Source organism: Halomonas sp. DP3Y7-2 (assembly GCF_019800795.1).
Taxonomy (GTDB): Bacteria; Pseudomonadota; Gammaproteobacteria; order Pseudomonadales; family Halomonadaceae; genus Halomonas; species Halomonas litopenaei_A.
Genome location: NZ_JAHVKJ010000003.1, coordinates 60,159 through 69,495, shown reverse-complemented (window position 1 = coordinate 69,495; position 9,337 = coordinate 60,159). Strand labels below are relative to the sequence as shown.

Genomic DNA, 9,337 nt, shown 5'->3' with positions numbered 1-9,337 from the left:
GCAGGCGACGGTCCCAACCAGTGTCAGGCAGGGCTGTTCGTGGCCGACGCCCAGGACTTCCTCAAGGATGACGCCCTGCAGGCGGAAGTGTTTGGCTCCACCTCCCTGGTGGTGCAGTGCGCCGACCTCGATGAGGTCAAGGCCCTGGCCGAGGGTCTGGAAGGCCAGCTGACCGCCACCCTGCAGATGGACGATGGCGACGTCGACGCCGCCCGTGGTCTGCTGCCGATCCTCGAGCGCCGTGCCGGCCGAGTGATGGCCAACGGCTGGCCGACCGGTGTCGAGGTGTGCCACGCCATGGTTCACGGTGGCCCCTACCCGGCGACCTCGGACTCGCGTACCACCTCTGTAGGCAGCGCTGCCATTCACCGCTTCCTGCGTCCGGTGTGCTACCAGAACCTGCCCGACAGCCTGCTGCCTGACGCGCTGAAAGACGGCAATCCGCTCAAGCTCCGTCGTCTGGTGGATGGCCAGCGCGAGTCCTGATGCGGATCTAGCTGGCACTATCCCTATCCCTCAAGAAGTAACCAAGGCCCGGTGATACTGTCACCGGGCTTTTTCGTGGCCTTGGCATAGGAGCCATCTTGTGAAGCGCCAGAAGTGTCTCATTCAGTGAGGTTGCCTGGGGTGTCGTGCACCAGATTGCGGCTCTTCTGGTGCCCCTTCTTATGGCAAGTGTGGCGTCAATTCATCGCGAGTGACCAATTGCGTGCCACTGGCATGTGCTGAGCGTCTAGATCAAGCGCCAAACACTCAGCAGCAGCAACCCCAGGCTGATGGTGACGATGCTCAATAGGGTGCTGAGCATGATGATATTGGCAGCGAGGCGTTCATTGGCACCCGCGCCGCGAGCCATCACATAGGCAACGGCGGCGGTAGGACTGCCCAGAAACAGGAACAGCATGCCAAGTTCGGTATCTCGATAACCTGCTGCCAAGGCCAGGCCAACGCCGATGGCTGGCATCAGTACAAGTTTCCACAGGCTTGCGGATAGGGCCAGGGCTCCGCTTTCCCTGGCGGCCTTGATGCTCAGGCTTCCGCCAATGCAGATCAAGGCCAGCGGCAGCGACAGAGAGGCCAGGTAGTCGCCTGACGTCATCAGCCAGCTTGGCAGATCGACGTGCAGGTAGGTCAGCGGCAGAGCTGCGGCGATACCGATGATCAGCGGATTTGTGGCGACGTCCTTGAGGATATCCAGCGGACGCGAGCTGACGACGGGGCTGTAGACGGACAGCACGATAGCTGACATGACCAGGTTTACGATAATGATGCCGCCGGCCATGATGCTGCCCAGTGATAGGCCGGTGCTGCCGTACATGTTGGCCGACAGGGCAAGCCCGACGATACCGCAGTTGCCGCGAAAGGCGCCTTGTACATAGACCCCGCGGTCCTCCCTGGGGCAGCGCCACAGGGCCCAGGCCCAGATGATAAAGAAGATGACCGCAGAGATGCCCAGATAAAACGCTACCAGCCCGAGCTTGAGGTCATCCCCCGGGGTGGCCCGCAACAGACTCAGGAACAGCAGGGTCGGCATGGTGACCCGAAATACCAGGCTTGACGCGGTGTTCACGAAGGATTGGTCGATCCAACCCAGGCGCCTGAGGGCTGCGCCGATGAATACCATGGTAAAGACCGGAAGACTGACGCCGAGGGTGCTGGACAGTAGTGGCAGATCGATGACAGGACTCCTCGTCGACAAAGTGCTTTTAGATACTATGTATGATTAATTGTCTCGGGAAAAGAGGATATCGTCCTGAGTCTTCTGGAGACCTTGCAGGGCAGGGTGGTCGTTAGAGCGTGTCGTTAGAGCGGGCTGATTGTTTGGGCGTCCCATGAGAGCGGGTCGCCAGGGCGAGCGTCAAGCCGCTGGCAGGAGCCCGCCGAGGCATCCAGATAAGGTGCCTGGCAGGCCGGATCAAGGCGCTTCAAGCGTCGTGGGTGTCAGTCGCTTTTTCGTCACTTTTTTCGCTGAGGTCATCATCCCGGGTGGTGACGGTGGTTACCGTCGCCACCGGGGTGGCTGCTGGCGGAGCCTGGGTGGTTCGCACGTCGACCCAGTGGAGCAGGGCAAGTTGTGCAAACAGCGCCGTGAAGCAGATCAGAAGGGGCTTGAACATGGGGCGTCAGTCCTGAGAAACCATATAAGGTAAATTTAACACGACTTTGGCCGCCATCGCTGCTGCTATCTCTAGCTCTCCTGGTCTCTCGGCTCTCTTAAACCTCTTCAGCCCCTTGAGCCTCTTGATCCCTTGGGTGCCTTGGTCTTACGGGGCCGTTGGCCAGCCCCTGTTCGACATGGTCAGCCCAGGCGCCTGCTGTAGCTGATCAGGCAAAGGCATTCAGGCACCAGGTGATGGCCGGAATGGCCACGATATCGATCAGTACCGCTCCGCATAAGGGAACGATGATGAAGGCCTTATGGGAAATGACGCGATAGTGATCGCAGACGGCGCTCATGTTGGCGACCGCGTTTGGGGTGGCCCCGAGGCCATGACCGATGAAGCCTGCCGTCAGCACGGCCGCGTCATAGTTGCGTCCAAGCAGGCGGAACAGGACAAAGATCGCCAGCATGACAATGGCCAGCGTCTGGACCAGAAGTATCAGCAGCAACGGCCCGCCCATCTCCTGCAGCTGCCAGATTTTCAGGTTCATCATCGCCATGGTCAGGAAAATGCCCAGTGCGACGTCCCCTACGCTGGACAGGGCATTGTCCGGGAGGCTGATCCATTGAAAGCGATCGTTGAGGTTACGCAGCAGGATCGCCACAAACATGGCGCCGACGTAGCTTGGCAAGATGATACCGAGCTGACTGGACAGCAGACCCTTGAACCAGACTCCCAGCACCATGACCGGTACGACCACGGCCAGCACGTTCAACAGGACACGGCCGTCAAGCTGTCCCTGGGTCGGGCGCTCAGCTTCGGCAAGACGCTCGAGGTCATGGACGTCTTCGCTGACCAGCGGCAGTTGGCGACGGTCAATGATCCAGCGGGCGATAGGGGCGCCGATCACGCCACCGACGATCATCCCGAAGGTCGCCGACACAATCGCCGCAGTGGCAGCGCCCTGTGCACCCAGGGCTTCGGCTTCGGGACCGAAGGCAGCGGCAGCACCGAACCCGCCCTCAAGCGAAGTGGCGCCGGCCATAAGCCCGATCAGAGGGTCCAGGCCGAGCAGGCTGGCCATGCCAATACCCACCCCATTTTGCATCAGCGCCAGTAGCCAGCAAGCCACCAGATAGACACCTAGCGCCTTGCCCCCCTTTTTCAGTAGCGCAAGGCTGCCGCCCAGTCCTACGGTGGTGAAAAAGGCAATCATCAGTGGGCTCTGCATGGCGGTATCGAGCTCGAAGGTGACGATCCCCATGTCACGCAGCAGCCACGCGAGAAGGGCGAAGCCAAAGCCACCGATGACCGGCGTGGGAACGCAAAAATGCTCTAGCCAGTTCAGACGACGCTTCAGCCCAGCGCCTGTGGCAAGTAACAGCAAGGCCAATGCTGTGGTGGCCACAGCATCGAGAGTAATGTGCATGAGTGTGCTCCAGCGGTTTTTGTGCTGCTTCGAGGCAGCGGAGTGAAGGCCGGTGGCGTTCCCTTGTCAGCGTCTGCCGGGGCGGCTGGCAGGACGTCCACCATGGCAGGGTGTTGTCTTGTCGTTTGTCGTTTCGGTATGGCGTCGTTGCGCCATGCAGGATCGGCGCTGAGATCAGCGGGCCAGTCGCTCGATCAACCGCGCGGCGACTCGAGCGGTGCGGGAGTCGTTATCCAGGCTCGGGTTCATTTCGGCGACATCCACGACCGGCAGCTCAGTGCGGGACGACAGGTGATCGATGACGTCCTCGATGAAGGACAGTTCGATACCTCTGGCGGATGGCGCGCTGACGCCAGGAGCGACCCAGGCGGGAAGAGCGTCCAGACAAATGGTCAGATAGACCATGTCTACCTGGGCCAGCAGTCGATCCAGTGCGTCCATGACGCTAGGGCTACTGATAGAACGGCAGTCCTCATCCAGGACCCAATCGACGCCCAGCGCCTCGGCACGATCAAACAGCGCCTGAGTGTTGCTCGCACGGCTCACTCCCAGGCAGGTATAGCGGAACTCGACGCCCTGCTCGGCACATAGCTCTGCGCACTGTCGAAACGGCGTACCGGAGCTGGCGACGCTGGACTGGCGCAAGTCGAGGTGTGCGTCCAGGTTGACGATGCCGATCCACGGGGGGGACTGACGCTGTTGGGCATGCTGCAGGAGTCCGGAAAAGCTGGCAAAGGCGATTTCGTGTCCTCCGCCGAGGCCAATGACCCGATGCCCTTGGTCCAGCAACTCCGTCACTTGATCAGCGAAGGCCCGCTGGGCATGTTCCAGTTCATCACCGTGGCAGCTGATGTCGCCCGCATCGTACACCGGAGTGTGGAGATGAAAGGCCAGGTTGGACAGCTGACGCCGGATGGCCAGGGGGCCCTCACTTGCTCCAGTGCGACCCTTGTTGCGGGCAACTCCCGCATCCGAGCAGAAGCCCACCAGTACTCGGCCAGGTGCTGAGGCCTCGGCGACGGGACGCACGACTTGATGCCAGCGTAGTGACTGGCCAATCTCTTCGCTGTCGATTCGCCCATGCCATGACCATGGGGCCTGTGAACACTTGCTGCTACTCGTCACTCCAGTAGTTCTCCTAGTCGAAGCGCACTATTGCGGGCCTGGTCTGCCAACCAGGCGGTCTTATGGCGAACTCGAGCCTCTGGTGCCATCAGACTGACGACAGCCTTGAGCTTGCCGCGAGCGGAGAAGACTGGGGCGCTGGCACCCCAGATGCCTCCGTCGATCTCACCTAGGCTGGTGGCGACCCCCTGGGCACGTATCTGCTCGAGTCCTGTGAGCGCGTCGCTCTGTTCCTCTGGCGTTCGTAACGCCAGCGCCATGGCTCTTTCCTCGTCACTCATGAACGCAAGCAGTGCACGGGCACTGGCGCCTTTCAGCAGGGGCTGAACCTGGCCGCGGTGGTAGCAGCAGCGCAATGGCTGTGAGCTGTCGATCATGTCGACGCACAGCGCGTGATCGCGCACGGGCACCAGCAGGGCCGACCCTTCCTCAGTCAGGTCGGTCAGCTCCATCAGCACGGGACGCGCCCACTTGAGCAAGTCGTTGCTGCGCTCAAAGCCTTGCTGCAGCCGCACAGCCTGGGGGCCTGGGGCATAGGTCCCACCTTCCCGCTCACTGACCATTCCCCAGGCCAGCAACTGACGCAGGTGACGATAAGCGGTGGACGTGGGTTGCTGAGTTTGAGCGGCTAGCGCCTTCACCGTCATGGCACCGCCTTGATTGGCGAGGCAGCAAAGCAGTGCCAGCATGCGGTCGGAAGGAGTCATGGCGCACCTCGTATTTTGATAAATGGTATATGGCAAAAGGATTACTGAAGAAACACTGTTATCAATTTATGAGAATGCCAAGCCCTAGACTTTAGTTTGACTTAGGTCGTGCAGGAGCGAGGCGAAACGCCTTCTAGGAGCAGCGACGCAGCGCAACGAAGAGGAGCGCGAGGTGTCGCCACCGGTATTGGCAGATCTGGTGCAATGCCAGCGCTGCAGTGCACCACAGGTGAACATTTCACCTGCTTTGTCTGACATTTGCTGTGCCCTGATGCTAATTATTGCTTTGATTGAAAAAGGAAAATTTCCGGGTGGCACCGTAAATGCCTAATAAGAAATACATAATTCAAGACTCTGCCCTTGCTCAGGAGGTAGTAGATGAACGCCCCAGCTGTGCGTGCTTTTTCTACGGAAGACCTTGAGTCGACCCCGCCAAGTCGAGAAAGTGTGATTTCCCTTCAAGGTGTGAGGAAGACATTTCACAGCTCTGACGGTGGCGCTGTCGAAGTGATCCGAGATATTACTCTGGATATAAAAAAGGAGGAGTTTGTCAGCATCGTGGGCCCGAGTGGGTGTGGGAAAAGCACGATGTTCAATATTATATCCAGCCTGCTTGAGCCCACGGATGGTGTCATTGAACTCAGTGGGCGAGACCCTCATTGTGGCGCACGAATCGGCTACATGCTGCAACGTGATCTTCTGTTTCCATGGCGAACTATCATCGATAACGTATGTCTTGGATTGGAAGTTCGCGGAGTGTCAAAGTCGCGTCGCTATGAAATGGCCAAGGATCACTTGTCTCGTTATGGTCTGGCGGACTTTGCTGATCAATATCCGGGTACGCTTTCTGGGGGGATGCGTCAGAGGGTGGCGTTGATCCGCACGCTCATTACCGAGCCTGACCTCATTCTTCTGGATGAACCCTTTTCGGCACTCGACTACCAGACGCGGCTTGTTCTGGAGGAAGAGATCGTATCGATTCTAAAGGAACACAAGAAAACCGTGGTCCTGATTACCCATGATATTGGCGAAGCTATCGCCATGTCGGACCGCGTCGCAGTGATGACCAAGCGCCCAACATCCGTAAAAAAGGTGTATGACGTTGGGTTGTCCCGTGAGCTTGGCTCGTGCCTCAAGGCTCGCAGTGATGTTCGATACCAGACCCTTTTCGATCAGATCTGGGAGGATTTGGACATCCAGGTCGCGGGAGGTGCCGCATGAGCGATGCTCAGACCTTTACCCATAGGATTCAGGCAGGTAGCAACAAAGACATCAGTGAAGCATCGAAGAGATCGGTGCTGCTGACGGACAATCTATGGCGTGGTGCAGGGATAGCTCTGCTCGTTGCGCTGTGGCAAGTGGGAGTCAGCGTTGGCTGGATCAATCCCTTCTTGATGGGGTCGCCATCCGGGATTGCCGAAGAAGCGCTTCGTCTGCTTCAGTCAGGTCAGCTACTGGACGACACCCTGGCGACCGTGTCTGCCACGATTGCGGGGTTCTTGCTGGGTAGCGTGCTTGGCTCGATCTGTGGCTTGTTGCTCTGGTTCTCGCGCACCACTGCCCGAATCATTGACCCGTTTATGGTTGCGCTGAATGGGCTGCCTAAAATCGCCTTGGCCCCGATGATCATCATCTGGTTTGGCTCCGGCATGTTTTCAAAGATCATGCTGGCATTCGTTGCCACCTTTGTCGTGGCTCTGCTGTCCGCTTATCAGGGAACCCATCAGATTGATGGAAATATGATTAATCTGATGAGATCACTAGGAGGATCCCGGCGGGAAGTGTTCACGAAAGTCGTGGCTCCGGCAACGTTACCGTGGATCATCTCTGCCTTCCGCCTGAATATTGGTTTTGCCCTGATCGCCGAGATTGGTGGTGAGTTTATCTCATCGGACCGTGGATTGGGCAGAATGATTTTTGTAGCGGGAAATCTCTTTAACCTCAACGTGGTCTGGGTAGGCGTTATCGTGCTCATGATGGTCGCCATCGCTCTTTATGTGGTGGTGTCCAAAGTGGAAAAGCGGTTGCTTCCCTGGGATCACGCGAGGTGAGGTGTGATAACGACGCAGGTCGTTGATGCTGCAGTGATACTGTTGAAAAAATAACGACAAGGAATGAAATCAGTATGAATGCTTTCTTCTGCTCCAAGAAAATGATGGTGGGTCTCGGTCTTGTTGCTGGTATGTCCTCTTTCCAGGCACACGCTCAGGATATGGACACAATCCTCATCAACGAAGCCTTCCACTCCCTGCTCTACTTGCCGGTATATGTGGCCAAGCACGAAGGACTTTTCAATGAGTACAACATTGACGTGCCTGTCGTGCGCTCAGCCGGATCGGGGCCAGCGGCATTGGCATCGGTACTGGCGGGGGAGTCTCAGTTTTCTGTTCACGGTCCAGAGCATGTTGGCTTTGCCCAGGAACAGGGAGGGAGCGGCAAAGCCATCAGTGCGGTAGCCAACAGTGCACCGGTGTGGGTACTGGCAAGTCCCGACCTCGACTATAGCTCGCCCGCAGACTTGGCCGGCAAGGAGGTCGTGGTCGGGTTGGCGCCAGGTACGTCGAATACGCTCATCAAGCGTCTGATCGAAGATGCCGGGGTGGACGGCGAGGTCCAGATAACAGAAGTACAGAATGGCTCTGAGCTTGGGCCGGTGCTGTCCGGACGCGGCGACATCGCCGTGGCGTACCAGCCCCAGGTCGAGCAGGGTATTTCCCAGGGACTGGAGATTATCCATGCCTTCACTGATGACTATCCCGAGTATGCGTTCTCGACCATCAATACCTCCCAGGAAATGATTGATGATAATCCAGATCTGGTCTTGCGCTTCGTCAATGCGATCAATGATTCGCTGGCCTTGATTCATACCGACGCTGACGTGGCCAAGGCCGTGGCGCGCGAGGAGTTCGGTGACCTGTCCGGCGAGGTGGTCGACGCGGCGGTGCAGCGCATGATCGACAACAACGTCTATCCGGAAAGCGTGACGATTACCGAAGACGCCTTTACCAACGCCATCGAGATGCAGCAGTTCGTTGGCAACATCGAAGGCGAGATGTACTACGAAGATATCGTGGATGACTCCTTCGCCGCCAAGGTCGTGAACTAGGACCAGCGGGTCGCAGCGCGGATCGCAAAAGCCCGCGCTGCGACCCACGCTGAGACAGAGGAGGGTGACATCATGCTGGCGGCCTTGTTGTTCTTCTGTGCAGTGGGTGGGGTTGCTGGGCTTGCCGCGGGACTCTTTGGCATCGGTGGAGGCGTCATCATCGTGCCTGCACTTGCCTCGGCCCTGGCGTTCAAGGGCGTTGATGAGGCTCTCATCATGCATCTCGCGATTGGCACATCGCTGGCCATCATCGTGGTGACTGGTGCCTCTTCAGCGTTTGGACACTGGAAGAAAGGGGCTGTATCGCGGGACCTGCTGGTGCTGATGCTACCTGGGCTGATATGCGGTGCGGTACTTGGCGGTTTGGTCGCCGATCACTTGGATGGTCGTCAGCTGGAGCGCTTTTTCGGTGTATTCATGCTCCTGCTTGCAGCGCACATGCTGCTTTCCAAGAGGGTAAGCGAGAAAGCCCATGTCTCGGGGAGGCCGGCAATGTTTGCTGCCGGCACCACCATCGGTACCTTCTCCGCACTGTTTGGCGTTGGTGGCGGTGTCCTGAGTGTGCCTTGGCTTGCCCGCAATGGCGCAGGGCTGACCCATGCGATTGGTACCTCGGCCGCCTGCGGGCTGCCCATTGCCCTCGTCGGCGCCTTGACCTTCATGATGACGGGTCTTGGCCATGCGGGCCTACCCGAAGGAAGTCTCGGCTATCTCTATTGGCCTGCCTTTGCAGGCGTTGCCATGTTCAGCGTCCCGGCCGCCAGGTGCGGCGCCAAGCTGGCGCATTACCTGTCGCCTGAGCGACTGCGAACGCTATTTGCCCTGGTCATGGTGGTGGTGGGGATCACCCTGGTGCTCTGACCATGCC

General features: G+C 58.7%; 9 protein-coding genes and 1 pseudogene. 5 read left to right on the top strand and 5 right to left on the bottom strand.

Annotated features, from left to right (window positions below; all coding sequences use genetic code 11):
• A pseudogene (locus KUV45_RS04590) lies at positions 1-486 on the top strand (aldehyde dehydrogenase (NADP(+))); the annotation flags it as partial.
• A 247-nt stretch (positions 487-733) separates the two neighbouring features.
• On the opposite strand, the gene KUV45_RS04585 reads toward KUV45_RS04590, so the two are convergent.
• From KUV45_RS04585 to KUV45_RS04565, 5 genes are all read right to left on the bottom strand, one after another.
• Positions 734-1,699: an AEC family transporter gene (locus KUV45_RS04585; RefSeq protein WP_261315868.1), complete on the bottom strand. Its 966-nt coding sequence runs from the start codon at positions 1,697-1,699 to the stop codon at positions 734-736.
• Positions 1,700-1,925: 226 nt separating this feature from the next.
• The gene (locus KUV45_RS04580; RefSeq protein WP_206944823.1) at positions 1,926-2,117 is read right to left on the bottom strand and encodes a hypothetical protein; all 192 of its coding nucleotides are present in this window, start codon (positions 2,115-2,117) and stop codon (positions 1,926-1,928) included.
• 208 nt (positions 2,118-2,325) lie between these two features.
• Positions 2,326-3,531 (bottom strand): sodium/glutamate symporter, encoded by a 1,206-nt coding sequence (gene gltS / locus KUV45_RS04575; RefSeq protein ID WP_206944822.1) that lies wholly within the window; start codon positions 3,529-3,531, stop codon positions 2,326-2,328.
• Positions 3,532-3,705: 174 nt separating this feature from the next.
• The gene (gene hutG, locus KUV45_RS04570) at positions 3,706-4,656 is read right to left on the bottom strand and encodes a formimidoylglutamase (protein WP_222164322.1); all 951 of its coding nucleotides are present in this window, start codon (positions 4,654-4,656) and stop codon (positions 3,706-3,708) included.
• Entirely contained in the window at positions 4,653-5,363 is a 711-nt protein-coding gene (locus KUV45_RS04565) for an IclR family transcriptional regulator (RefSeq protein WP_222164321.1), read from the bottom strand. Before KUV45_RS04565 ends, hutG begins: the two co-directional genes overlap by 4 nt.
• Before the next feature lie 378 nt (positions 5,364-5,741).
• Here KUV45_RS04565 and KUV45_RS04560 point away from each other — a divergent pair, with 378 nt between their 5' ends.
• The 4 genes from KUV45_RS04560 (at position 5,742) to KUV45_RS04545 (ending at position 9,330) form a co-directional block, all read left to right on the top strand.
• Positions 5,742-6,584: an ABC transporter ATP-binding protein gene (locus KUV45_RS04560; RefSeq protein ID WP_206944819.1), complete on the top strand. Its 843-nt coding sequence runs from the start codon at positions 5,742-5,744 to the stop codon at positions 6,582-6,584.
• Positions 6,581-7,414, top strand: coding sequence for an ABC transporter permease (locus KUV45_RS04555; RefSeq protein ID WP_206944818.1), 834 nt, complete (start codon positions 6,581-6,583; stop codon positions 7,412-7,414). The genes KUV45_RS04560 and KUV45_RS04555 overlap by 4 nt, the downstream gene beginning before the upstream one ends.
• Before the next feature lie 161 nt (positions 7,415-7,575).
• The gene (locus KUV45_RS04550) at positions 7,576-8,469 is read left to right on the top strand and encodes an ABC transporter substrate-binding protein (protein ID WP_224851999.1); all 894 of its coding nucleotides are present in this window, start codon (positions 7,576-7,578) and stop codon (positions 8,467-8,469) included.
• Positions 8,470-8,541: 72 nt separating this feature from the next.
• On the top strand, positions 8,542-9,330 hold the full coding sequence (locus KUV45_RS04545; protein WP_222164320.1) for a sulfite exporter TauE/SafE family protein: 789 nt from the start codon (positions 8,542-8,544) through the stop codon (positions 9,328-9,330).
• Positions 9,331-9,337 lie beyond the last annotated feature (7 nt).